We start from the raw sequence: 25,895 nt of genomic DNA, 5'->3' as shown, positions 1-25,895 counted from the left end.
TGTACCTGAGAATTCTTTCTGTTAGAGGCAGCGTCATTGATGGCAAACTTTACTCAAAATTTGGCGATCGTCATCGGCATCAATCAATATCAAAACGGTATTGCCGAGTTGAAAACAGCAAAACCGGATGCTGAAGAACTCGCTAACCTATTAAGAGACGAGTATCAGTATCAAGTTGAGCTAATCACGGATGACACTCCGCGTAAGCCAACACTGAAAGATATTGAGAACCTGATCACCAAGTGGTTGCCAGAAAAACTCCAGCCACCTGCCGAAAACAATCGCCTGCTCTTCTACTTTGCCGGACATGGGATGCCCCTCGAAAGCGACGACGGACCGAGAGGATTTCTGCTGCCCCAGGATGCCGACCCAAAAGACTCAAAAACCTTCTTACCCATGCAGGTGCTGCACGATGCCCTCGTTGCCCTTCCCTGCCATCACCTCCTCGTCATCTTGGACTGCTGTTTTGCCGGAACCTTTCGCTGGGCAAGCACCCGCAAAATGATTCCGATTCCAGAAACCATCCACCGAGAACACTACGATCGCTTCATCCGCTATCCGGCATGGCAAGCCATCACCTCTGCTGCCCACAACCAGGAAGCCCTCGACTTTTTGAGCGATAAGCGAGGTATCAGTAAAAAGTCGCAGGAGCAGGAGAAAAAACACTCGCCTTTTGCAGAAGCCCTGTTTGAAGCCTTACAAGATGGCGACCCCGATGAAAAGGGCAGGCGATACAAAAAAGCCGACTTAACCAAAGATGGGGTGATTACTGCCCCCGAACTTTATCTTTACCTGCGCGACAGTGTAGAAACTCGCTCTAGCGATCGCCAAACCCCCGGACTGTATCCCCTAAAAAAACACGATCGCGGCGAGTACATCTTCCACGATCCAAACTTTGACCCCCAAACTCTGAGCAAAGCCGACCCCATCGATGAAACCAACAATCCCTATCGGGGGCTAAAGCCGTTTGAAGAGGAACACGCACACTTCTTCTTCGGCAGGCAAGAACTCATCGAAACCTTGTATGCGCGTATCGCTGCACCAGACCACTCACTGACCGTTGTTTTGGGAGCCTCCGGTTCCGGGAAATCCAGCCTCGTCAAGGCGGGACTGATTCCGTACCTGAGAGAATCGTCCAAACCCCCCATCAACTCCCTCCATCAGTGGCACATCCTCAACCCCATGCGTCCCGGTGAATCGCCCTTCGCTGCTCTAGCCAGAACCATTTGGGCGATTGCTGATATACCCACTACAGTCGAACTCGACTCGCTGGGCTTTCTCAGTGAACTGCTCAACCAGAAAACCGAGCAACTCAACACTCAAGTTGCCAAGGCTTCTAACGAACCTGGAGAAACGAGCCGCAGCACGCAACGCTTAAAGCAGGAAGCTGAGAAATTCGCCCAAATTACTATAACCTGGAATCAGGACACCCACGCTGCCAAGCAACTGCTGATTGTAGAGCATTTTGAGACACTCTATGCCCTCTGCCAAACTGAAGGAGAGCCAGAATCCCAACAGCAGCAGCAACTGAAACAAGTCTTCCTAGCTTGCCTCAATCCCCTGACTGGGCGCTTGCAATCTGCTCCCAACTCCTTGGTTGAAATCGTCAAAGCCTGGAGCCAGAAGCATCCTGGTGTCAAATTATTGCTCGTCATTGACCAGTTTGAGGAGTTAATCACGCTCAGTCGCAAAGCTCAACCCAATCAGCCGAGTGATACTCCGGAAGAATGGCAACAGTTCTTGCAACTGCTGGAGACAACCTTAGCTGCAAACTTCCCCCAACTTCGCATCATCGTCACACTGCGTTCCGACTTTGAACCCCGTTTCCTGAACTCCGAAGCCCTCAAATCCTACTGGACGAAAGCCCGGTTTCCAGTACGCGCTATGCGCTCGGACGAATTACGACAAGCGATCGAGGGACCAGCATCGGAAATGGCACTCTACTTTGAACCCGCCAACCTGGTTGATCGCCTGATTGACGAAGTGGGTCAGATGCCTGGAGCATTACCCTTGCTCTCCTTCACCCTCAGCGAATTCTACATCAGACTTGCCGAGAAGTGGAGGGATGGGGAAAGTCGCGATCGTGCCCTCACAATTGATGCTTCCTTTGATAAAGAAGGAGGCGTAGCTGGCTCTCTGACTCGCAAAGCGAATGAGGAGTACAACAAGATAGGCGAAGACAATAAATTAGGTGAGGCTGCACAAACAACAATGCGCCGAGTCATGCTGCGGATGTTAACCATTGAGGGTGGAGGAATAGCACGGCGACGGGTTCCGGAATCTGAATTGGTGTATCCAGATGATGCAGAAAACATCCGTATAGAGCAAGTAATTAACCGCCTCGTTGACGTTCGCCTTCTGGTAAAGGGACAACAAGAAACAGGAGAACCTTATGTGGAGCCAGCCCACGATTTTCTGGTGCGAGGTTGGGGGATGTTACAGGACTGGCTCGATGAAGAGAGGAAGCAGGAAACTCTAGAGCTACAACAACGGTTAGCTGCTCAAGCTAATGATTGGGATAGAAATAATCGACCTAATGGTTTGCTGTTGCCGGATGGCGATCGGCTTCAGCATTTGAAACAGATACTTAAATCGGCTAATAACTGGTTTAACCAGCGAGAGAAAGAGTTTATTAACAGCAGCATTGAGCAGGCTAAAAAACTTCGGACAAGACCAGAACTACTACAAAAAGCAGATAGAGTCCGAATTTTGCTTCCGGTTCAGCCTTTAGAGAGTTTAGTTTTGGCAATTCAAGCAATGGGACAAAATCTAGAGGATCTGCCAGAAGAAATTCTTACACCTCTCCAAAGTAGCTTGAATCTAGTAATGGAACAGGCTAGAGTCTCAATTCGTTTTGATGGACATGAGGGTAATATAAATTCAGTTGCTTTTAGCCCAGATAGCAATTTGATTGTCAGTGGAGGTCAAGATAAAACAGTACGTTTATGGAATTTACAAGGGAATCAAATTGGCGAGGGCTTCCGAGGGCATGAGGGTAGTGTCTATTCAGTCTCCTTTAGTCCTGACGGCAAAACGATTGTCAGTGCTGGTGATAAGACGGTGCGCTTATGGAAGCTTAATGGCGAACCTATTGGAGAACCTTTTGAAGGTCATGGAGATATTGTCCTGTCAGTTGCCTTTAGTCCTGACGGCAAAATGATTGTCAGTGCTGGTGATAAGACGGTGCGCTTATGGAAGCTTAATGGCGAACCTATTGGAGAACCTTTTAAGGATGATGGGGTCACGCTAGTTGCCTTTAGTCCTGATAGCAAGATGATTCTTAGTACAAGTTACAATGCGGTACACCTGTGGGATATTGATGGCAACTCCATTGGGCATCCCTTTCGGCATGAAAGCCCTGTCCAGTCAGTTGCCTTCAGTCCAGATGGCACCATGATTGTTAGTGCAAGTTGTATCAGGGGAAAGGGGAATGGGAAGGTGTACTTGTGGGATATTGATGGCAACCTCATTGGGCAACCTTTTCAGGCTCATCAGACTTCGGTCGAATCAGTCGCCTTTAGTCCCGATGGCGAGATGATTGTCACTGGAAGTGAGGACAGGACAGTACGTTTGTGGAAACTTAATGGCAACCCCATTGGGCAACCTTTTCGGCATGAAAGCCCTGTCCAGTCAGTTGCCTTTAGTCCAAATGGCACCATGATTGTTAGTGGAACTAGGGGAAGCTTTGATAGCTTCTTCAATATGGGAGAGAAGAATGGTTTCTTGCGATTATGGGATGCCAATAGCAGCTCCATTGGGCAACCTTTTCAGGGTCATCAGAAGTCGGTCGAATCAGTTGCCTTTAGTCCCGATGGCGAGATGATTGTCACTGGAAGTGAGGACAGGACAGTACGTTTGTGGAATCTCAATGGTAAGCCTATTGGAAAGCCTTTTCAGGGTCATGAAAATTCTATTTATTCTGTCGCTTTCAGTCCAGATGGCAGCAAAATTGTCAGTGCAAGTACGGACAAAACAGTGAGACTATGGGATCTCAATGGCGAACTTATTAAGCAGCTTTGTCAAGGACATGAGCTTTATTCAATCCTCGTCAGTCATAGTACAGTAATAATTCTTAGTGGAGATATAGATTCAAATAGTTACAAGACGGAAACAGTACGTTTGTGGGATATTAATGGAAATTTTATTGGGCAACCCTTTCTAGAATGTGAGGGAGATCTCACTTCAATTACTCTTAGTCCCGATGGTAGCAGAATCGTCAGTGGGAGCAGAGACAAGACGATTCGCATCTGGGATTTGAAGGGTAACTTTTTAGAAAAAACTTTTCAGGGTCAGGCATCGATCAGGTCGGTAACTTTTAGTCCTAAAGGAGAGTTTATTGTCAGTCATGACTACGATAAGACTGTCTGCTTGTGGGATCTCAATGGAAACCTTATCGGACAGTTCTCTCCGAACGATGATTCTGATGAGTTTTTACCAGTTTTTATTGCTCCCATCGTCAGCCCTGATGGTCAGTTGATATTAGGGCGGAATACGACCCACAGTATACGTTTATGGGACTTAAAGGGCAATCCTGTGGGAGGATCTCTTCATGCTCAAGATCAAGTGTTCAGGTCATTCGTCTTTAGTCCTGATGGTCAGTTGATTGTAACTGGAGGTACTGACGGAACTATTCGTTTATGGCGGGGTCAATGGCGAGCATGGTTACAAGTGTGTTGCGATCACCTCCGTTACCATCCCGTTTTCACCAATCCTGAATCGATTGAAGATCCACAACAGCGTGAGATTACGATCGCAGCCTGTGAAACTTGCCAAAAGTATGTCTGGAATAAGGAAGAAGATATCTCAGTTTAGGCGATGAGGTATGGGCACTTTATGCGATTGTAAGCTCAAGATGAGAGGCGATGCACTGATGCTACTGGAATTTTCAGACAGTTGAGCGATCGCCCCCTTTACCGAGGCAAATCAGTTTTCTAACCATGCGCTTTGGGGAGGAGCGATCGCTCTTTAGGTGCTAGCTGCCGCTTCAGCAGCACTGGGAGTTTCAGGAACATCAGAGGATGGCAAAGTTTGCTGCCATGCGTCACACGTAAATTCGGCGACTCCCTTAGAAACTCGCTTGATAATCAGCGTTGAAACTAAGGCAGCAATGGCTGGGGCTAATCCCAGGTTTGCTGTTAGAAACGGAGCTAGCATTCCTGCGGCTTTGGCAACGTTCTTATCTAAATCCCGATCCAGCAACTTCACCAGTTCTTGCATCGTTTTATCAGACCCTTCACCTTCCAATGGCGTACATAGAAGCTTGTAGGCTGCCGGGTTAATCCAATTGAAAAGATGACGACCAGAATTTAAGAACTTTGGATTGATCGCTGATTTGGCTGCCACACCTACATCTATAGAATCCAGAGAAGCCGGATCTGCACCCCCTCCTCGTGCCCCACGCCCTGCCACTTCATCCTCTATTGCTTGAGCATGGGAGCCTAGCTGAGCTTCCAATACATCATCATCCAGCTCCCACAAACTCTCTACAAGGGCTTCAATTTCTGCCACTGTTACTCATCTCCGGATTTTAGTTAACTGAGTGTTACTGATTATTCATCGCCTAGTAAGCAATCTCCGGAAACAGTCAATATCCTTTAGATCGATTAGGATTAGTACAGCCTTTTCAAGTAAAAAGACTCTACCGATTTCCAAGCGCGATTGTCGTTCATATCAATATCAGGAACTTTGAACGCAATTTTCCGGCGGCAACCTGTACTCAACAACTACAGAATCCGAGACATTCACATCCGAATGTGGAAGTTTCAGATAATAGCAAACCCAGGCATTTTGACGGTCTAATTGGTTGTCGGTACTCGGAGCAAAAAAGAGAGGAATGCAAGGCGAGTGATTGAACCCGTACTGCCCGAAATAAGTCTCTCTGATTAGTTGTTAAAAATCTCATGACTTCTCCCTCAATAAGGATAAAACTCTGACTCTGAAGGCTGGCGGAAATTGCCGGGATTTGCAGGAGCCGTACCGCCGCTTTCGACTCCGCCGCTACCAACACCAGCAGGCAGGGAAGCAGGATTTGCAGGAGAAACAGGCAATGAATTATTAGCTGGTTGCGGTGAAGGAACTGTAAAAGAAGGAGCAGAAGTAGAAGGAGTCGCAGTTGGAAAAACTGCTGCGGGCATCAAGCAATAAGTGTAATAGCGCGCTGCCACCGCACTTCCAAACATCACGGTTCCTGCCGGATACGTGCGACAGCTTCGGCCTGTTGCTGGTGGAGAAATTCTCGCGTTGTTGCTGGAATTCTGCGGTTGACTCGCAGGTCGCTCAAATCCTCCCGGCGAATTGAAAAAGTTGCCTCCATCAGTCGAAACGGTCGATCGATCCGACGTCCCCAAAAAAAAGCCATCCCAATTGAAATTGCTGGAAGAATTGGTAGCAGGAAAAAAGGGTGTTTCCCCCAACATCGGAGCGCTCTCAAAACCTGCAACGCCAGAACCAAAACCATCGGAAGTCGGTAAAGAAAGTGGTTGTGGCGGCCCCGCAGCAGGAACTGCTGTAGCCCTCAGCGAATAGCGATTTGGAACCGTCGAAGGGTCTTTTGACATCACGATTACTTTGTAATAACCGCTCGCTGCTGGCAAAAACGTAAAATAGGGATACTGACTGAAACCCACCTGTCGGTTTGAAGAATCAAAAATTGCAAAAACTGGATTGAAACCGCGTACCTCTGCTCTAAAATCAAACAGAACTTTTTCACCTGCATTCGCTCCAAATAAATGCTCCTCTCCTCGAAGTTGCTGGACAGGATTGCTGCTTTCCCAAAAGTTGGTAAAACGATAAATTGGGCTAGTCGTTCTTACGGCACCAACAACGGGTTCGTTATTCTTCAGTACGGCTGCAACAACAGGCTTAGCAACTACTAAGAAAATCGATGCAGTTAAAATGGCTCCCCAGAAAGTTGAGAATTTCATGATTTTTTTCCTCAAAAACAACCAAGAATTAATGATTGATGCAGTCTAATGACTGCGTTTGACTACAATTAATTCAGAACCGGGATGTACGCCTAATTCCCTTAAAGTACCTGCCCTCAATTCCAAAACTGTATCCACCGGATGCGGGTAATAAACGGGTTTACAATCAGAATGCGCCGCACCGCGACGAAGCAAACATGATTTAACATTCGATGCCATTTTTACAACAGTCCCAGAGCGCAAAAACACCACATCAAGAGAAGCTTCCATATTCGGCATGACCACTGCTACAGATACTGGAGGGTCTACAACAAACATCATTCCCCGGTTGCTTGGAAGTGGCGGTCGAAACTGCAAACCCTTTTCTTTCTCTTCAGAACTGCGGGCTACTTCTAACTCAATTCGCCTGCTTCCCGATATCAAATAGGCTCCAACTTGCAGGTACTGTGCCTGTCGGGAGCGGTACTGTACGAATGTTCGCAGCGCCACAACTGAAGGCAGTAAAAGCAGCAAACTCCAACCCAAAAAAGTGTTGGCTATAAACACTTTTTCCGAAAATCTTTCCCAATCGAACTTTAACCAATTTATCAACATTTACGTAATCCTCATTTCCTGCTGCTTTGTACGTCGGTATAGGCGAAGCTGTGGAACCAATTTATCAACATTTACTTAATTCCTCGTTTTCTGCTGCTTTGTACGTCGGTATAGGTGAAATTGTGGAACCAATTTTATCGCTCAAGATTTACTTGATACCTCCTCTCCCCAAAAGGTAGAAAGTACGGGTGCAAATAAACTCGTATCGGGACTGGAAGCAGGCACGGAAACGTAGCGCGATGAATTTTCCATTGCCAGGATTCTATCTGTATCTCTTACGAATAAAGGCGTTATTTTCTTCCTTTCTTCTAAAAAATCATTCAGTTCCAATCTGACAATGCCACGTAAAGTTTTAGATTCGATTAACAAAGGCAAAATCAACAAATCGCTTTCGGGTAAATTGACCAAACACCTCAATTCTTGAATCTGCTCTCTATCTCTTTTGTTCCAAAGCAAAAATTCCGAGTTTTTACCGCTCAAGATATTCGCTATTTCTCTAGCTTTTTTTTGAGCAGCGGCTTCTACCATGCGGGCAAGTTCTGCTCCAACAAAATTGTTAGTCATGTTCAACAAAATCTGCCAATCGCGGTCTGAAAGGGGAGATTCTGAAGTATTTTTGTATCTGTTATCAAAACGAGCAGCGTGGAGTTCCACAATTTGCTTTCGCTCGCACGCTTGCGGAAATCCCACGTAGAAAATCGCATCAAATCGGCCTGAACGGGTTAGCTCCGGGGGTAGCGCCGCGAGGCGATTGAGAGTAGCAATTACAAAAGTGTGACCCGTTTTATCTTGCAGCCAAGACAGCAATTGACCGAGAATTTGAATGCTATTGCCAGACTCGCCAGAAAGAGAACTGGAATTAGAAGAAAAAAGCTTATCCAACTCATCAAAATAGAGCACGCTAGCTCCTATTGCTTCTACTCGCTGCAAAACACAGGACAAATATGCCGCCCCCCCAGCAATCAGAGCACCCACATCGACGCTCACCAAGGGTACGCCCAATTTAGAAGAACAAACAGACGCGGCAAATGTCTTGCCGGTACCGGGCGGCCCTACCAACAGCCAACCTTTCGGCAGGGGAATAGAAAAGCTTCTCGCCATCCCAGAAAATTGAAATTTTACGTCTTCTAAGGCATTTCTCAGCAAGTCTAACCCCCCGAATTCGCCCAAAATTGAAGGTTCCTTAAAAGTCAATCCCAATTCCCGAAACTTGCCAATTTTATACTGACGCAGGCTACTAGATATGTCTGAAGATTTTCCGTAATAACCTTGCTGCCAAAGAGTTACTCCCCTAGCGATTTCTTTCAAAAACAAACCAGACATCGCACTAACTAGCTGTTCCAAATCTGGTCGATTCAAACCAAAATCTGCGGATAATCGAGATGCTTCTTCAACCAAATGCTCTCTGTCGGGCAGTGGCAAAAAGACTGAAGGCACTAAACCTTTTAAATAGTCGTCTACCCGCAGCCCATTTGTAGAAAGCAATACTAAAAAATTACTGCCACCGCTAGCTGCAAATTTAAAGTACAAATTGGCAACTATTGCGGATAGTTGCAGTTGCCTTTCTTCTGAGTTGAAATCAGAAATGCTGCGAATTTGCATGAGTTCCTGCATATTCTCGATTACAAATATACCCGGAGTGTCTGTTATGCACAAATACTTCAAAATATCAAAAATGCCGCAGCAATCGGGAGCTACGAAACTGTGAGGACGAGAAATATCTTGAAATCGACAAGAACCAAAGTCCCAAAAATAGCAAGGTATTTTAAATTCTAATGAAGCTTCTTCAAGTAATTGAAATGCAGAGGGTCGCTCTATCAAAGGAGCCACAAATTCTACTGCCCAACCGGCAGAAGCCATAATACCTGATAGCGCGTTTGCATGAGCCATAAATCATCCTCGTTGTTTTACATTGCCCTTATTAGCGGGGGACTTATCCACCCCAAAATCCCAATAGTTAAAGTTCTAACTGTGCTTTTTTCGACTGTTTAGAATTAGATTCATAAGGTCGAGACTGACTCGGCTTCATTTTCATCAATTCAGGAAGAGCTTTTTCAAAACGCTCCAAATCTGCTTCAGTCATGCGGCTGCGGAAGTTTCCGCAACCATCGTCTATCAGCAAACAGCGGCGATTTGGATCGTCGATGCGGCACCGACCGTCTGGAGTGGCTTTCCAAATATAGTGCGCCCCTTTCACTTCAACAGGCGTACCGACTGAGGCTGAAAATTCAACTAAATGCTCCACTACATAACGCAATCTAGAATCGCTACCCAATGATTGAGATGGTTGAAATTGAGATGGTTGAGATTGCGATGATTGAGATTGAGATGACTGAGATTGAGATGACTGAGGTTGAGATGACTGAGGTTGAGATGATTGAGATTGCGATGGTTGAGACTGAAGTGATTGCGATGCTTCCAGTATTGGTGCGAATGACGACGGCGAAAGTACCGATTTCTCTGGAGTAGCTACCGCGCGACTTCTCAGTTTTACAGCGGATTGCTTCTCTCCGACAGAACCCCCGACAGCTTCCTTTACAGGTTCTACAACTACTTGCTTACCTCGATTCAGTTCTTCAATAATGCGCCTGGGTTCTTCGCTTAATGACGAATTGTCGCGAACTTTAAAAAAAGACGCAAAATAATTTGACTCAAAACCAGCACCTACAAATTTATTAACTAAAACAGTACCTTCAGCATCGGTTTGAAGTACAGGTTTGCCTGCAAAATCAATTCGCAAATCAGCGGCACCGGGCAATACTGAGCCTTCTGCAACATTTTTAAGAGCATCTAAAGTTTTTGGCAAGCCTGGATTGTAAAATTTACCAGCCATACCGGAAAGAGTGTCTATTTTTGAACCGCCTGCATACCCAAAAAGTAGGACATCTCCCATGCTTATTTGCATCCCACTTTCTAAATTTCTTTTTCTTTCGTCTGCTTCTAACTTTCGCCGCTCATCTTCCTCTTGTTGAGTCAATTCCCGCAAACGTCGCGCTGCTTCTTCTTCGGCTTGCTTAAAAGCTATTTCAGCACTGACAACAGCGGCAATTACGGATCTAAAAAAAGACTCTTGAAATGAAACTATTTCTCCTGTACTCACAGATTGCATTTAACGTTACCTCACTTTTAAATACTTATCAGGGCAAAGAGAAAAAATCAGCACGACTGGTTTGGACAAAACCTGAACCTGGAAAAAATCAGCATGACTGATTAGAATAAAACCGAAGGTTCCTTAGCACCCGACTCTGCTGGCTCTGGAAATAGCTCTTCAGCAAGATTTCTGCGCTCTTCAAATTGCTGCCGCCGTTCTTCATCAGAAATAGTGCGACTGTTTTGCTCCAATAAAGTATTGCGTATTGCGTCCCATTTTGACTCGGCCCAATTCATCTGTTCGATGTCGGCTTGCGGAACTTTTATGCTTTGAATGCTGGGAACGTAAGCCTCTTTAGAAGGCCCGCCCTCGGTATACCCCGGATTGATTACTACTGCCCTACCCACTCCTAACTTGAGAAATTGAGCGGGTTCTAGCAAGTATTTTTTATTGGTTTGTTCCCCATAACTGGTAGAATTGCCACTCTTACCCGTGCTGGTAGATTTAGAACGAAAGCTAATTTCTTCTTCTCCTAAATAGTCGGCAAATACCTTGGCGCTTTCCGGGTCTTGCGGGTTAAAGATAATCTTATGAGCCGTACCGCCAATTATAGCTCTTGCCAGGTCTTTGCCGTAAAACTTCTCTAGTTGCGCCATATTTTGGTAGCCCAAAATGCCCACAAAACCGTCTTCTCTATTTTCGTTCAACCAATTAACTAAAGCTGGTAAATAAAGCGTAGGTAGTTCGTCTAGGGCTACCACCAAACAATCCTTTCTGGGAACAGTGCGCGAAACGTTGCGGGTGACAACCATGTGCAGGATAGCTGCTAACAGTGGCCCGACAATATCTCGATTGTTCCTGTCCAAGCCGAATACAATCATCTGCTTGCCTTCTAAATCTAAAGGCAATGAAGTTTCACCGCAAAAAGCACCAATAAAATCTTTTTTCAGGAACCGCATAAACATCCGCTGGGCTGTACCGACAATACCGGAAACAGTTTTTTCGGAATCCTTGACGCTAATTAACTGAGAAAGCGGGCGTGTTGTCCAAACTTTTAGTTTAGTTTTGGAAGCTTCATCCATTCTCCCGGCTAAATTAGAAAGGCTCAAAATCGCTTGTGCCATCATCAAATCACAGTATTCTTTTTTACCAGTTAAAGTCGCTACAGCCTTTGTTACTAACAACAAACCCTCAACTAAACTGTCTCCTGCTTCTTCAAAAAACTTATCTCCTGAACCGCCTCCAGAATTAAAATTTTTGCCGATTACTTGTGCTAACTGACCCGCAGCTACGGCATCTTCTTCATCTCTAATTAAATCCAGGGGATTGCACGTTTCCGATTCAGGACGACCAGGAGCAAAAACTCGAACTGCATAGCCGCGTTTTATGGCATAAGCTACAGCTCTTTTGCACTGTGCGGGATACTTGAAATCGTACAGAAGCAGGGGAAATCCCTGATCCAAAGTCGATCTAATTAGCGGGTCAATAACTGTAAAAGTTTTGCCACAACCAGCAGCTCCAATTACGGAAACACCTCGCTGCACGTCCGGTAAATAAAACGATCGCTCTGTACTGCCAATTTTGCCGATCCAGGCTGCTGTCTGCTGTATTCTGCTGGGAGGTTTATCGCGCAGCAAACCCGCATCTCTCCACATTTCCTTAAGTTTTTCATCCATAAACTCAGGCTGTCCTACGTACAAAGCAACGCTGTTGCGGGTAGGTTTAGCTATTTGCTTTTTGGCTTTGCGACCGGCCGACGATATTTCTGATTTGCCGGCCCACCGAGATGTGGCAATCTTTCCTTTTTTTCCCCCACCAAACATCTGCAAAATCAAAACAGCGGCCAAGCATCCCAATAAAGTCATGCCGTTTTGAGATTTGGCAAAGGTCATCGCATTGCCCAAAGCGGCCTGGAACCCGTCGCTGGAACTTGCGGCGGATGAGGAACCTACCAATGATGAGGAAGTTGCTGATGACAATAAACCTAATGATGAAGAAGTTGCTGATGACAAGGAACCTACTGATGACAAGGAACCTACTGGGAGCATCCCGATTTTGCAAGTTGTCTCAAAATACAACGGCAGTATAGGGCTTTCAAGGGATATCAGCGATGATTTTGCAAAATCGGGATACTCCCAACCTACTGATGAGGAACCTACCAATGATGAGGAACCTACTAATGATGAGGAACCTACCAATGATGGGTAATTTACTGTTACAATCAAGTCGTTATCTCGATTCATTATTCTACCCTCAAAAAACTCGAACCAAACCAACAGTATTGACTTTCTACTTCACCGCTGTTATCAATACTCTTTTGTGCGATCGCTAAACACGGAATCCCTTTGTTGACCACCGACAAAAACTTAAATTTTGGCTCGGCCGATCGCAAAAGCGTGCTTAACACTTTTTGTCGATCGATGTAAATAGAATACAAGCAGCCTCCGACGCCGCATAAATTTTGAGAATTGAATCGAAAGACCTGAGCAGAGTCACGACCTGAGCTGGAAACAAAAGGCAACCGCAAAACTTCCATTTTTGATTTATCAAAAGTTTCGACACCAGCCGAATTAATGTAATTTTCTTGAACTACATTACTTAATAAGCTGGGTTCTATTTGTGATGCGTTACTCCAAGTAGATAAACCGGAATTCGTAACAGATAAATTCCGAAACACGGAAAAACCCAACAGCAACAGTACCGCCAGCGCTGCTATTGCCAAATACAACCGAAGCCTCAAATTCAACTTAAACCCACTTATCGCCTTCGCTAAATTGTTCATACAACCTCCTAGATGGAACATCAATTGTTATTTACGATTGCCCGCAGCATTCGTAATGATAAACATTCGTTCTTGAGACACAATTTTTAATCAATGAGACACAAGTTTTAATCAAGTCGTTTCTCCTTCCAACGTGCAAAAAAATACATATTTGACAGAAAGCAAAGTTGAAAATAGGGATACGGTATTATTTTCAAAGTTAAGATGCTTGAACTTTTCAATTCTTCAATCACAAATCACCAATCTCCAAATCGGTCAATTTTTCAATTGTTCAATTCTTCAATTGTTTGACTTCAACGCACTTTGCTGAAACTTTGATAAGACTCTGCTACCTTTTTGCCGTAACCAAACACCGAGTAATAACCGCGAATATCTGATGCGGGAGAATCCACTGGAATAGCTGGGCCTCCATATTGCATTTGCCCGATTCTTTCGATCGCCCGCTGACCAGAAAATGGTTGACCGGTCTGAGGATCTGTCTGAGATAGGGCAGAATCGATCGACCTTTTTGCGATTGCTTCAAACACTTCTTTCTGAGCTTCTGAAGGAAAAACTTCACTCAAGCGATCCGGAGTCACAGCCTCTCCTTTATCCAATTTCGATAACACCTCAGAACCCCCAGGGCGAGACGATATGGCGAACCGAACATCAGGCCTGTAACTCATGAGTCCGTAAGCACCCAAACCGGAGCCACAGTTGCCGGTTCCGTCGCAGGTGTGGGTTCCCACTGAATTGAAATTGCCCTCAATTCCCTGCATGGAACTGCCCAAAGCATCGAGAGAAATGCCTTGATACGGAGCTCCTGCACCGCCGGAATCTGCGGGAGTATCTGAATAGGGTGCTCTGGACGTATCTGAATTGGATGCTCTGGACGTATCTGAATTGGATGCTCTGGATGTATCTGAATTGGATGCTCTGGATGTATCTGAATAGGGTGCTCTGGACACATCTGAATTGGATGCTCTGGATGTATCTGAGCTGGATGTGCCGACTCTGGACGTATCTGATTTGGACGTGCCTGCCACCGACGTGTCCGAGTTGGATGCACCTGCGACCGACGTGTCCGATTTGGATGCACCTGCGACCGACGTATCCGAGTTGCCAGAATCTGTACCGGTGCTGCTGCCATCCCGTTTTTGCGTCGAAGGAGACGCGGCATGAGTGGGAGTTGAGGCTCCTCCAGCACTGGGAGAAACTGCATCTACAGACCCCAAAAACACGTCGCTGAACTTCTCTTCGTAAGCCAGCCAAGGAATCGGGCCGAGGTAGTAGGGCGTACAGCCCAAATCCACAAATGCCGATCGCGAACAAAACCTCAAAAATAACGCCGTTGTGAATCGGCCCTGAGTCTCGGAAACATCCCACACCGCTACTTTGAACGCAGGCCCGAATGGCAACCTACCGGTCGGCTCTTTGCCGCCGTTGACTTTGCCAAGAATTCCGCGCCCTCCTTTAACAGTCTGGTATTTGCCGGAAACCCACTGCCGGCCGCGCACCAATTCCGAGCCGGAAAATTCAACGTGAGCGCATTCTTTCTGACAGGGAACTCCAAAACCCTCGACATCTGAACCGGACATGGTTCGAGCTCTGTTTTGTTCTTTGGTACCAAACACGATATCTACTGTGCCGACTGATGTACCGACGGGAGAAATACCGCCGGGAAGCTTGGATAGGGGTACATCCTTAAGACCCGGAACATCGCTAATCTTGGCTGCTTGCCATTTATCGAGAGTTCCCAAAGGCGTTTTTTCTAAATTGGGAATTGATTTGAGAGGGTAATTTTGCAGGGGCAAACTCGACATCGACAGGCTCCCCAAATGAGGAGATTCTTTGAGAAAAGAGCCTAAAGTTTGTTGGGGGTTAAACTGCTGCAATTGCTGAAAATTCAGGCTCGTCTTCAGCAAATCCAAGACTGGTTTTACTTGAGCGATCGGGAAATTAGCTAAATTGGGAACTGCTTTGACCAAAGAAGTCAAATTTTGCAAGCGAGACAAGCCAAAATCTGAGAGTTTTAAATTGAGCCAACTGACCCGATTTTTCTGATTTTATTGGCTACTGGCCGATTGGAGGTGCTGATTCAAGAGCGTCCTAAACCAGAGGATTTTGAGTTAGCGTTTGATCAGTGGGTGGGGCGGATTAACAAGACTTTGGCGAGTTACGAGCGAGTGGCGGTTGAGAAGCAAGAGTAGCAAATTGCTGAGGCTGTTAATTCTCTGGTGCGTCAGACGGAATTGACTCGGTAGAGAACATCGGCTCTTGCGTTGATACCGGCTGCGGGTATCCTGTAGGTGGCATTAAGTGCTGGTGCTGTGATGGGGTGGATGGATTTACTTTGGTCGCAAGGAGGGTTTGCGCCGGGGGAACCAGTTCATTTGACTCAAGAGCAGGCGGATGCTTTGCGGTGGGCGACTAGCGCTGAGGGGAAATTTGCTCGGAATTTGATAAGGTGGAATTCGGATAGCCTTTCTAGTTTAGAATGTAAAAACGATGTTCGGCGTTTGGGGGTGACTCTGGAGGTGAGAGGATGTCCGGCTAATTCGGGGTTCTGCACGATTTGGGTGGAACCTGTGGAGAAGCGTAGGTTTAAGGATTAAATGCTTGGAGTAATAAATTAGGACACAAGGAGTTAGAGAAATGAATAATATATCAAGTCGCCAGATTAGAGAAACATTCCTGAGTTTTTTTGAGAAAAAAGATCATCTCCTCATACGTAGTGCATCGTTGCTTCCACAGAATGATCCAACCCTTCTCTATATCAATTCGGGGATGGCACCCCTGAAAAAATATTTTCTAGGGTTAAGCCAGCCTCCTCATCCTAGGCTTTGTAATGTCCAGCTTTGTATCAGAACGGGTGATATCGAAGATGCAGGAGATCGGCATCATTTTACATCTTTTGAAATGTTAGGAAGTTGGTCGATCAATGATTACTATAGAGAAACTGCTATTGAATTGGCTTATGAGTTGCTCGTAGGAGAGTTTGGCTTTCCAGTTGATAAGCTGTATGCCACTGTATACAGTGGCGATCCTGCTCTGGGTCTCCCACCGGATGAAGAATCTATCAAGGCTTGGGAAAAAGTTGGGCTACCTAGAGATCACATTGTCATTTTAGGCGAAGATAATTTTTGGGGGCCTGCTGGAGATACAGGTCCTTGTGGTCCTTGTACAGAGGTTTTCTTTGATACAGGTGACGAGTTTGGTGAATCATACGAAACCAGTGGGATTTTTGATACCACCAATCGGTACATTGAGATATGGAACGCTGGTGTCTTTATGGAGCTAGATAAGAAGGTAGATGGGAGTTTTGAGCGGCTCCCCTTAAAGAGCGTAGACACAGGTTCTGGATTAGAACGCATGACGATGGTCATGAATAATTGCAATAGTCTCTATGAAACAGACTTGATTAAACCAATTATGACCTGTGTAGCACAGCAGCTTTCAGGGAAGAGTAGCTCTAATCTGGATTATAAGATTATTTCAGATCACTTGAAGACAGCGACATTTATTCTTGCCGAAGGGGTTTTGCCATCCAACGAAGGGCAGGGGTATATTCCTCGGAGACTAATTCGGAAATGCACTGCTCTTGTCACCCGTTCTGGCGCGCTCAATTTTGACTATGGTTCAGTAGTCAATCAAGTTGTTGACATTTACAAGGATTACTATCCAAATCTACGCATCAATCAATCTCAAACAATTGAAAATATTCAGCGAGAAGTTAAAGATTTTGAGCAAACTATCAAGAAAGGTCTTGAACGGCTTGATAGTTTATTGCCTAGTAACGAAGGTTCTGTTCTTTCAGGAAAAAACACCTTTGAATTAGTTACAACCTATGGTGTTCCATTCGAGTTGGTTCAATTATTTACCCAACAGCGAGGTGTAAGACTTGATAAAGATGACTACATGAATCATTTTCGTCGCCATCAAGAAATCTCTCGTCAAGGAGTTGGAGCAAAGGCTGGTTCAGATGGGAAAATCCTGTCTCAGGAAGAGTTGAAAGCCTTGGTAGAGGGAGTTACTCCAACACTATTTGAGGGCTACGAGACGCTAGAAACCCAGGGAGAGGTTCTTTTGCTTCTGAAAGATGGGATGAGAGTTTCAACCGTAGATGCTGGTGCTGATGTTCAGATCGTAACGCGCAATACCAGTTTTTATGCAGAAAGTGGTGGTCAAGTTGCAGATACAGGTGTCATTGTTTCTTCGCATGGTGAAGCCAATGTTCTAGACACCACAAAGATCAATGGGGTATTTATTCATTACGCTAACGTTACCGAGGGTAAGTTAAGTGTTAGCGATCAGGTTCAATTGAAAGTTGATGAACTCAGAAGAAAACAACTGAGAGCCAATCACTCTGCAACCCATCTGCTACATAGTGCGCTTCGCAGCATACTGGGTGAATCAGTTAATCAAAAGGGTTCACTAGTTGATCCAGATCGCCTACGATTCGATTTCCAATATTCTAGTGCTTTGACAGAGGAAGAAGTCGTTGAAGTCGAAAAGCTGGTCAACTCTTGGATCTGGCAGAACTTGAAAGCGAATATACAAACAATGGATTACAAAGACGCTATAGCACAAGGTAGTTTGGCTTTGTTCTCTGAGAAGTATAGCGATCGGGTTCGTGTCCTTGAACTAGGAGACGTATCAAAAGAACTTTGTGGTGGGACTCATGTCAGTGCAACTGGAGAGATTGGGGTCTTTCTAATTGTTTCTGAAGGAAGCATTGCTAAAGGAATTCGACGCATTGAAGCAGTGACAGGAGATACTGCTCTACAGTTAGTACAAAATAGAACTCGAATTTTGAAGGAAGCTTCCAAGCTATTAAAAACTAGTCAAAATAATTTTTTGGAGCGGCTTGAGAATCTGATTAATTCTGGGGCATCGGATAAGAAAAAGGACAAAAGTGTTGCAGTTCAACCCTTTGAAGTTAAAGGAGAGGTTGTCTCTCTTAAATCTGGAGTCACTGTTTTTACAGGAAGATTGGGTGATGCAACACCTGAAGTCTTGAAGGAAGAAGCTTCGGCTAAGATCAATCAAAAAAATGCTGATGTTGTCTGTTTAGCTGGAGAAGAGAATAACACTGTTCGGGTCGTTATTATGGTGGCTCCAAATTTATTGGATCGCTTAAATGCCAACCATTTACTAAAAGAGTTGTTGCATTTTATTGATGGTCAAGGAGGTGGTAAAGCCCAGTTTGCTCAGGGAGGGGGAAAGAACCCACAGGGCATAAATGCTTTATTTAAAGCTTTGGCAGATTTGGTTGAAAAACAACTATAGCTTTTGGGTTCTTCGCAAATTTTACCACTGGATATTTAAGGTCTACATAATTCATGAAAAAACAATTGCCTTCTAGAAGTTGGATGAACCTCCAAGAGCATTACATTAGTGCTATCAAGAATCCTTGGTATAACGCAGTATTCGAGATCCAAGATGTCATAAGTGTTTCAACAATGACATTCTTTCGAGAAAGGCAAATTAAAGCTGTGCATTTCCCAATCACAACTTCTTCTGTATCTAGCCCGATGGGACGTGGAAGCGATTCAAAACCTGTCAAAATAGAACTTTTCGGTGTTGAGACTTATTTAGCTGACTCAATGCAGTTCTTGCTCGAATATGGTTGTCGTTTTGTTAAGGATGGCTGTTATTACATTATGCCGTCATTTAGAGGTGAGCAAGAAGACGAAACACATCTCTCACAGTTCTATCACAGCGAGGCAGAAATTATTGGGTCTATTAACGACGTAATAAGATTGGTTGAAGATTATTTGAGGTATTTATGTCTAAGTATTTTAGCTAATTGCAGAAGCACTATAGAGGCGATGGCTGGTGATGTCAGCCATATTGAAAAGCTGACAAAAATGAATACTCCCCTCCCTCAAATCACTTTTGACGAAGCGATTAAATTACTTGATTGTGATAAACAGTACATTGACATTATAGAACCAGGACTAAAAGTTTTGAACCGTAGAGGTGAACAAGCGCTAATTGATCACTTCGGTGGTTTTGTTTGGATAACTGAATTTGATCATGAGGCTGTACCTTTTTATCAAGCATTTACAGATGGTGAACGTAAGTCCAAATCGGCTGATCTTTTGTTTGGATTAGGTGAGGTTATTGGGGCTGGAGAACGCCACAAGACAAGTGATGAAGTATTAAGAGCATTGGAGCTTCACCAAGTAGATCGTCAGCCATACGAATGGTACTGTCGCATGAAAGAGGAATTCCCTATACAAACTTCTGGATTTGGTCTTGGTACTGAGAGGTTTATCTGTTGGCTAATGAATCATAATGATGTTCGAGATTGTCAGATTATTCCACGCTTCAACGGTACATTGACGCTCCCATAGTGAGTATAAGAAAAGTAGGCTATCAAAATTTATGGCAATTATGGCTCAGAAACAATCCAAAGACCCCGACACTTTCAATACCGATATAGAAAGAATTAAGCAGTTTGAATATGCTAAGTGGCACGCCTATTTTGAAGAAGCAATTCTAGGGAAAGGGCAGGAACACGAGACAACATTGTGGTGGCAAGCTTCCGATCAAGACTCGATAGAAATTGTCAAATCTCTTTTTTCTTCGGAACAGTCGATTGATTTGTTAGAAGCAGCTTGTGGTTCTGGAGGAACCTCCTTTAAATTAGCTGAATATATGACACTTTCAAGCTTAACACTACTTGATTTAAGTACCAACGCGCTTAATTTTGCAAAAATCCTTGAGCCTGTTCACTTAAATGGGAAAGTAACCTATACCGAAGGCGATATCACACAACTCCCTTTCCCAGACAGAATTTTCCACTTAACTTGGAACGTTGGAGTTATTGAACATTATCCAAAACCAATATTGTTGCAAATTGTCAAAGAGATGCTGCGAGTAACAAAACGAGAAGGTTATGTACTTCTAGGAATACCAAACAGACGCTCTGTCGCGGTACTCAAAGCGTGGTTCTTGGGAACAGATTTCGGCAGAAAGTATTTACCTTTCGCTAAAGGTTATCGCTTTGATACTGAAATTCTATATGGTAATCATGAACTCAAGAATTTTCTTGAAGAAAATCTCAACCTCTCTGTAGATGTTGCTTATGCAGGAAACTGTTTATGGGTGGGTGCGCCTGATATGTTAGTGCGATTAACGCAAAAGTACTTTAAACAGTCTTCTTGTTCGTTCTTGACCTTCTTTGTACTCAAACTAAAATGAATATTCTTCAATTAAAGACACATTTTTTAAATTTCTCACAAGATCGAGGCTTTCGTAGTCTTCCGAGTTTTCCACTAGTCACAGATGATCCTAGCATACTTTTCATTAATGCTGGGATTACGCCATTTAAACCAATTATGTTACAGGGAAAGTTGTTACCTGATACTGCCATTGTGCAGCGATGTTTGAGAACAAGATGGAACGCTTCGGGACTTTTTAGATTTGAAATGTTGGCTATCTTAGGAATGGCTTCTCGCCTTCCTGATGCTGTAACACATTTTTTTGATTTCTTAACAAAAGAAATCGATCTGCCAATTTCTAATCTTCATTGTGTTGTTAACGAGCAAGATACTGACTTACTAAACTTGATATCTTTATATTTACCAGATCAAAAAATTCATCATTTAAATGCGAATAATCATAAGTATTGGGTTCGATGGGAGTTTGGCTATGGTGAAATTCTAACTGGACGTGGATTGACCTTGGTATGGGAATTTACGAATCGTAGTCCTTGCTGTACAACTTGTTGTATTCACTGTGAATGCAACAGGTTTTTACCATTGGGAAACATAGTTGATGTGTTACATACACCAACGGAATATCGTTATTTTGATATCGGTTTTGGAGTTGAAAGGCTTACTTCCTTATTCTATGATGGTGAACTATATGCTATTGATACTCTTCAAGCATCTATAGATAAGTTTTGTAAATTGGGTATGGATGTGGGAATAGCTCAGTCACTCACTAATTTATATTCGTCGATCACACTTCTGATTGAGGAAGGTATTTTGCCTAGCAACAAAAAGTCTGGATATGTTCTACGAAAAATGATTCGTTGTATTGTCGAATTACTTTATATCGAACCTTATGAACTAGTTGTTGAATCTGTGACAGCAGCAACCAACTGTTATTTGAGTTTGACAGATAATTGCCCAGATTCTAATATAAAGACATTCCTATCTGTTATTACAGATGAATGTGTCCTCTATATTAAAAGTATTGATCGCGGAAAGCAAATGGCGAAAAAGTTCTTAATGGAAAAGGAAGAGATTTCAGTAGAGAACTTATATAGCGAGATCAGAAATACTTTTGGTCTGCCGCGAATCGTTATCAATAATCTCTTGCACATTTCGGATTAAATGACCTTGCTTTAATCATGAATACTTACAAATCACATACAAAAACATCAGCCATGAATGAAGACGAAATAGAAGATCTAAGTGCTTATCTATATGATTATGTTTTTGAGTCTAGAAATGATATATTCTTCTATTTAGATATGGCAAATCGTTTCGGAGGACCAATCTTAGAAGCTGGATGTGGAACGGGGCGAATTTTGTTACCTTTAGCGCGTGCTGGTTTTGAGATCGTCGGCTTTGACATCAATACTTCACGATTGGCAATCTGTGAAACCATTTTGGCTGAAGAATCTGATGAGATTAGGGCAAGAGCATCAGTGGTATTTGGTGATATGCGTAATTTTACACTTAATAGAGAATTTGCCTTACTCCTAACACCATTCCGCAGTTTTCAGCATCTTCTTACACCAGAAGACCAGCGCACGGCTCTCTTGACTATGAAACGACACTTGCAACCTAATGGAAGCCTTGTCCTAGACATTTTTAACCCGTCTATCCCATTCCTTGCGGATTCTCGATATTTAAAAGAGTTTGGTGATAGTCCACCTATCATCTTGCCTGACGGGCGACAAATCCTACAACGGGATCGTGTCATTTCTCGGAATTATTTCAATCAGACTCAAGAAGCAGAAGAAATATATTATGTTCGCCACCCAAATGGAGTAGAGGATCGCATAGTCAAATCTTACAGTTCAAGATATACCTTTCCTTACGAGCTAGAACATTTACTTACTAGCGTTGGTTTCTCAATTACAACTATCTTTGGGGATTACGATAAATCCACTTTTGGTGATAAGTACCCAGGTGAGTTAATCGTTGTTGCCCGTAAAGCCGAATGATTATGTTATTTATGACAAACTGAATTTTACGATCAGCAGATGAATCAGGTAAATATACATGAAAGATCATAATTCTAAGAATGTAACGCTAGACAATATCACTTCAAGTCAGGTGGAGAAAATGGCGTATGTCGATTTTATCAGCTTAATTAGAGAGACTAATCGTTGCCCTGGAGGAAAAAAAACAATCCGAAAAATATTGCAAAATACATTTGTCAATTCAGAATCAAAGGTTTTAGAAGTTGGGTCTAATACAGGTTTTACTTCTTTAGAAATTGCTCGTACAGCCAAATGCCATGTTGTTGGAATTGATGTCGTTGAGAGTGCTGTCATTGAATCTTGTCGTGAGCTTTCCAATGATGTGCCAGATATTCAAAAGTTAGTCAAATTTGAAACTGGTTCAGCTTTAAGTATTCCCTATCCAGATAACACATTTGATTTAGTAGTAGTTGGAGGAGCTACTTCTTTTATAGAGAATAAGCAAAAGGCATTAAAAGAATACTATCGAGTTGTAGTACCTTGGGGATTCCTTTCAGTGACTAACCTTTGTTACCATGAGATACCTCCTGAGAAAGTTGTTCAAGATGTATCAGCTATTATCGGGGTAAAAATTGAGCCTTGGACTGCCGAACAATGGCTTGATCTATTTAATAGAAACACCTTGTTTGAAACTTATTTATTTGAGAAGCATGAACTTAACCCGCAATCTCCAGAACGAATTTCAGAGTATGTTGAGTATTTCCTCAAAAAAGATCATTTATGTAACTTACCTACTGATGTGAAAGATGCCATCAGAAGGCGATGGAGACAAACGCTTGATGTATTTAACGAGAACCATAAGTATCTTGGATTTATACTAACTCTCTTTAGAAAACGAACTTTACCAGAAGAACCTGAACTTTTTTGAAAGAAAACAAATATATGAGCATCCTTCTACGTCCACCCTCTTTGAAAATAGGTAGTAATCTTGCAGTATTCTCCCCTTCATCACCTGGAACTGCGCTGTTTCCCCATAGATTAAAACGTGGAGTGACAGCTCTCGAAAATTTGGGATTTCAGGTGCAAGTACCAGAATCTGCATTTAAACAATATGGTTATACTGCTGGCACTGCGGAAGATCGGGCTAGTGAATTAATACGTCTTTTTGAGGATGATACTGTTGATGCAATTATTTGTAGCATAGGGGGGTTCAATTCTAGCGATATACTTCCTCTGCTCGACTACTCGATTATCTCAAACCATCCAAAAATATTCGCTGGCTACAGCGATGTTACTGCCTTATTGCTGGGTATATATGCGCGAACAAATCTTGTTACCTTCCATGCACCTGCTATCTTGTCAGAGTGGGGAGATTATCCAGAACCGTTTGCCTACACAGTTCAATCTTTTCGTGATTTAACTGAAACTAGATCAAGTTTGGTTAACTATCAACCATCCAATGAATGGACTAGCGAATTTCTAGATTGGGGCAAGGGAGAAGACAATCGCTCCAAGAATATGTATCAAAATCAAGCTTGGAAGGTTCTTAAAGAAGGTATAACGATAGGCTGTTTAATTGGGGGAAATATTGAAACGCTCAACCTTCTTATTGGTACTCCATATTGTCCTGATTTTTCTGGAGCCGTCCTTTTTCTAGAAGCGACTGATGCTGAAGCTTACCTCCCACGTTTACACAGGGCATTAACTCATCTTTATCTCTGCGGAGTTTTCGGGCAGATCAAAGGATTACTCGTGGGAAAGTGTCCCGATACTCATCCTGTCTCAGGTGTCGATCTAGAAACTGTTATCTTGATGGTGACAAAGCATTTTAATATTCCTGTTGCGTTAGGTGTTGATCTAGGGCATACCGATCCGATGCTAACTTTACCCATTGGAGTTCAAGTGAAGTTGAGTTGTATCGGTACAAATGTCAGCTTTGAGTTGCTTGAGTCTGCTGTCAGCTAATATCATTAAACTGATTGACAAAGCAGCCCAAAACTTTTTTATGTACCTAGAATAAAAAATATGTCTAACTTTCCAAAGCTTCTCTTAATTGAACATGGAGATCAAACAAAAGAATTTATATTTCAAAAAATTAGAGACAAACCTATTGAACTTTATATTGCCTGTTCTCAGGTTCCAATTTGGCTGCAAAAGTATATTTCTCCTGACAAAATTATTAAGACCGATACTTACAACTCAGTCATACTTATCTCTGATGTCTCTGCCTTTATGGTTTCTCAGGACATATCATTTACGGCAGTTGGAACATTTTGGGAACACACCGTCACCCAAACTGCGGATTTAGTCGCTGCTTTAGATTTAGTAGGGATTGCTCCCGGTGCAGCGCGACGCAGTTCAGCCAATAAAGTACTAATGCGGGAATATTGCAAAAAAGCAGGAATCCGCACTCCAAAGATTAGTGTCTTGAAAGATATTAAAGAACTACCCAATGCGCTTGAACAAGTCGGATTACCTGCTGTCCTCAAGCCTATTTTCGGTAATAATAGTTACGGTGTTATCAAAATTGATCGTACTGTTGATATTGAAAGTCTAGTTCAGCTATCTCAGAAAACATGGTCATTAGCACAAGAGGAAGCGTTTAAGAATTTCAGTGGAATATATTTACTTGAAAAATATGCTGCGGGATCTGTAGTAACTGTTGATGGGATTATACAAAATAAACAAATCTGTATTGCAGGTATGGTAGAAGTGGAGATGGGGCCAGAACCCTGGTTCACTCAACAAGCTAACTATTTGCCCCCTAAGTTGGATTCTGAGATTGTTGAATTGTGTTATGAAATGACAAAAACTGTAATTCGGACATTGGGCTTCAACAATTGTGGATTTCACTGTGAACTACGAATTACACGAGAGGGTCCAGTGATGATAGAGATTGCTGCCCGTTTACCTGGAGGATGGATATTACCTGCCTACGAGAGAGCTTATGGTATTGATTTAGTCTCGAAGATGCTAGATGTTTGGCAGGGTATAGACATCGAGATCAACGTTGCATTCACGCGACATATTTTGCAGAAAGGCATCTTTCCAACAAAGCCCGGACAACTCAAGGCAGTACGAGGTTATGAAGACGTTAGAAACATGAAAGGCTTATGGCATTTTGTTGAAGTGACAAAAGTTGGACAGGACGTAGTGACCTACCCAGAAGTACCACAGCCTATATATTTTTATGCGATCGAGGCAGAATGTCGCCAGGAACTTGAGTACTTATCCAAGGAACTTGAGGCAAAGATTGAAATTGAGATTGACTAAATAAGTAGGTAGGCACGAAAAAATCAAACTATATCTGGAATCGCTGAAAACTAGCGAACAAAAATTCAAAACTGCGGAAACTGCGGG

At 43.4% G+C, this 25,895-nt stretch carries 18 protein-coding genes and 1 pseudogene; 11 read left to right on the top strand and 8 right to left on the bottom strand.

Annotation, left to right across the window (positions count from 1 at the left end):
- Nucleotides 1-39: 39 nt before the first annotated feature.
- Complete coding sequence (locus tag JGK36_RS01415; protein WP_293196116.1) at nt 40-4,812, top strand: caspase family protein; 4,773 nt, start codon at nt 40-42, stop codon at nt 4,810-4,812.
- A 153-nt stretch (nt 4,813-4,965) separates the two neighbouring features.
- Here JGK36_RS01415 and JGK36_RS01410 read toward each other — a convergent pair whose 3' ends face one another.
- The 6 genes from JGK36_RS01410 to JGK36_RS01385 form a co-directional block, all read right to left on the bottom strand.
- A complete protein-coding gene (locus tag JGK36_RS01410) occupies nt 4,966-5,508 on the bottom strand; it encodes a hypothetical protein (protein ID WP_293196114.1) in 543 nt (180 codons plus the stop codon).
- 404 nt (nt 5,509-5,912) lie between these two features.
- The gene (locus JGK36_RS01405; protein ID WP_293196112.1) at nt 5,913-6,923 is read right to left on the bottom strand and encodes a hypothetical protein; all 1,011 of its coding nucleotides are present in this window, start codon (nt 6,921-6,923) and stop codon (nt 5,913-5,915) included.
- Nucleotides 6,924-6,968: 45 nt separating this feature from the next.
- Nucleotides 6,969-7,517 (bottom strand): DUF192 domain-containing protein, encoded by a 549-nt coding sequence (locus JGK36_RS01400; RefSeq protein WP_293196110.1) that lies wholly within the window; start codon nt 7,515-7,517, stop codon nt 6,969-6,971.
- 141 nt (nt 7,518-7,658) lie between these two features.
- Nucleotides 7,659-9,407: an AAA family ATPase gene (locus tag JGK36_RS01395; RefSeq protein ID WP_293196108.1), complete on the bottom strand. Its 1,749-nt coding sequence runs from the start codon at nt 9,405-9,407 to the stop codon at nt 7,659-7,661.
- A 67-nt stretch (nt 9,408-9,474) separates the two neighbouring features.
- Nucleotides 9,475-10,626: a hypothetical protein gene (locus JGK36_RS01390; RefSeq protein ID WP_293196106.1), complete on the bottom strand. Its 1,152-nt coding sequence runs from the start codon at nt 10,624-10,626 to the stop codon at nt 9,475-9,477.
- A 101-nt stretch (nt 10,627-10,727) separates the two neighbouring features.
- Nucleotides 10,728-12,500 (bottom strand): type IV secretion system DNA-binding domain-containing protein, encoded by a 1,773-nt coding sequence (locus JGK36_RS01385; protein WP_293196104.1) that lies wholly within the window; start codon nt 12,498-12,500, stop codon nt 10,728-10,730.
- Between JGK36_RS01385 and JGK36_RS01380 the strand changes: the two genes are divergently transcribed.
- Nucleotides 12,487-12,816, top strand: a complete 330-nt coding sequence (locus JGK36_RS01380; RefSeq protein WP_293196102.1) for a hypothetical protein — start codon at nt 12,487-12,489, stop codon at nt 12,814-12,816. The genes JGK36_RS01385 and JGK36_RS01380 overlap by 14 nt on opposite strands.
- Nucleotides 12,817-12,850: 34 nt before the next feature.
- Here the strand turns inward: JGK36_RS01380 and JGK36_RS01375 are convergent, their stop codons facing one another.
- Both JGK36_RS01375 and JGK36_RS01370 read right to left on the bottom strand, forming a co-directional pair.
- Nucleotides 12,851-13,390 carry a hypothetical protein gene (locus JGK36_RS01375; protein WP_293196100.1) on the bottom strand — a complete coding sequence of 180 codons (540 nt, stop codon included), beginning with the start codon at nt 13,388-13,390 and terminating at the stop codon, nt 12,851-12,853.
- A gap of 293 nt (nt 13,391-13,683) precedes the next feature.
- A complete protein-coding gene (locus JGK36_RS01370; RefSeq protein WP_293196098.1) occupies nt 13,684-15,384 on the bottom strand; it encodes a hypothetical protein in 1,701 nt (566 codons plus the stop codon).
- A 21-nt stretch (nt 15,385-15,405) separates the two neighbouring features.
- On the opposite strand from JGK36_RS01370, the pseudogene JGK36_RS33775 reads away from it, so the two are divergent.
- From JGK36_RS33775 to JGK36_RS01320, 9 genes and pseudogenes are all read left to right on the top strand, one after another.
- Nucleotides 15,406-15,984: pseudogene (locus JGK36_RS33775) on the top strand (DUF6753 family protein).
- 40 nt (nt 15,985-16,024) lie between these two features.
- Nucleotides 16,025-18,658 (top strand): alanine--tRNA ligase, encoded by a 2,634-nt coding sequence (alaS, locus tag JGK36_RS01355; RefSeq protein WP_293196092.1) that lies wholly within the window; start codon nt 16,025-16,027, stop codon nt 18,656-18,658.
- Between the two features lie 53 nt (nt 18,659-18,711).
- Entirely contained in the window at nt 18,712-19,728 is a 1,017-nt protein-coding gene (locus JGK36_RS01350; protein ID WP_293196090.1) for an asparagine synthetase A, read from the top strand.
- A 40-nt stretch (nt 19,729-19,768) separates the two neighbouring features.
- On the top strand, nt 19,769-20,578 hold the full coding sequence (locus tag JGK36_RS01345; protein WP_293200759.1) for a class I SAM-dependent methyltransferase: 810 nt from the start codon (nt 19,769-19,771) through the stop codon (nt 20,576-20,578).
- On the top strand, nt 20,575-21,717 hold the full coding sequence (locus tag JGK36_RS01340; protein ID WP_293196086.1) for an alanine--tRNA ligase-related protein: 1,143 nt from the start codon (nt 20,575-20,577) through the stop codon (nt 21,715-21,717). Before JGK36_RS01345 ends, JGK36_RS01340 begins: the two co-directional genes overlap by 4 nt.
- A 53-nt stretch (nt 21,718-21,770) precedes the next feature.
- On the top strand, nt 21,771-22,556 hold the full coding sequence (locus JGK36_RS01335; RefSeq protein WP_293196084.1) for a trans-aconitate 2-methyltransferase: 786 nt from the start codon (nt 21,771-21,773) through the stop codon (nt 22,554-22,556).
- A gap of 58 nt (nt 22,557-22,614) precedes the next feature.
- The gene (locus JGK36_RS01330; RefSeq protein ID WP_293196082.1) at nt 22,615-23,463 is read left to right on the top strand and encodes a class I SAM-dependent methyltransferase; all 849 of its coding nucleotides are present in this window, start codon (nt 22,615-22,617) and stop codon (nt 23,461-23,463) included.
- Nucleotides 23,460-24,500: an LD-carboxypeptidase gene (locus JGK36_RS01325; protein WP_293200757.1), complete on the top strand. Its 1,041-nt coding sequence runs from the start codon at nt 23,460-23,462 to the stop codon at nt 24,498-24,500. The genes JGK36_RS01330 and JGK36_RS01325 overlap by 4 nt, the downstream gene beginning before the upstream one ends.
- Nucleotides 24,501-24,560: 60 nt before the next feature.
- Nucleotides 24,561-25,808, top strand: a complete 1,248-nt coding sequence (locus JGK36_RS01320) for an ATP-grasp domain-containing protein (protein ID WP_293196078.1) — start codon at nt 24,561-24,563, stop codon at nt 25,806-25,808.
- The last annotated feature ends 87 nt before the right edge of the window (nt 25,809-25,895 follow it).

Source organism: Microcoleus sp. PH2017_35_SFW_U_B (assembly GCF_020737865.1).
GTDB lineage: Bacteria > Cyanobacteriota > Cyanobacteriia > Cyanobacteriales > Microcoleaceae > Microcoleus.
Note: the sequence above shows the minus strand (reverse complement) of the source record. Positions and strands in the feature narration are given on the sequence as shown.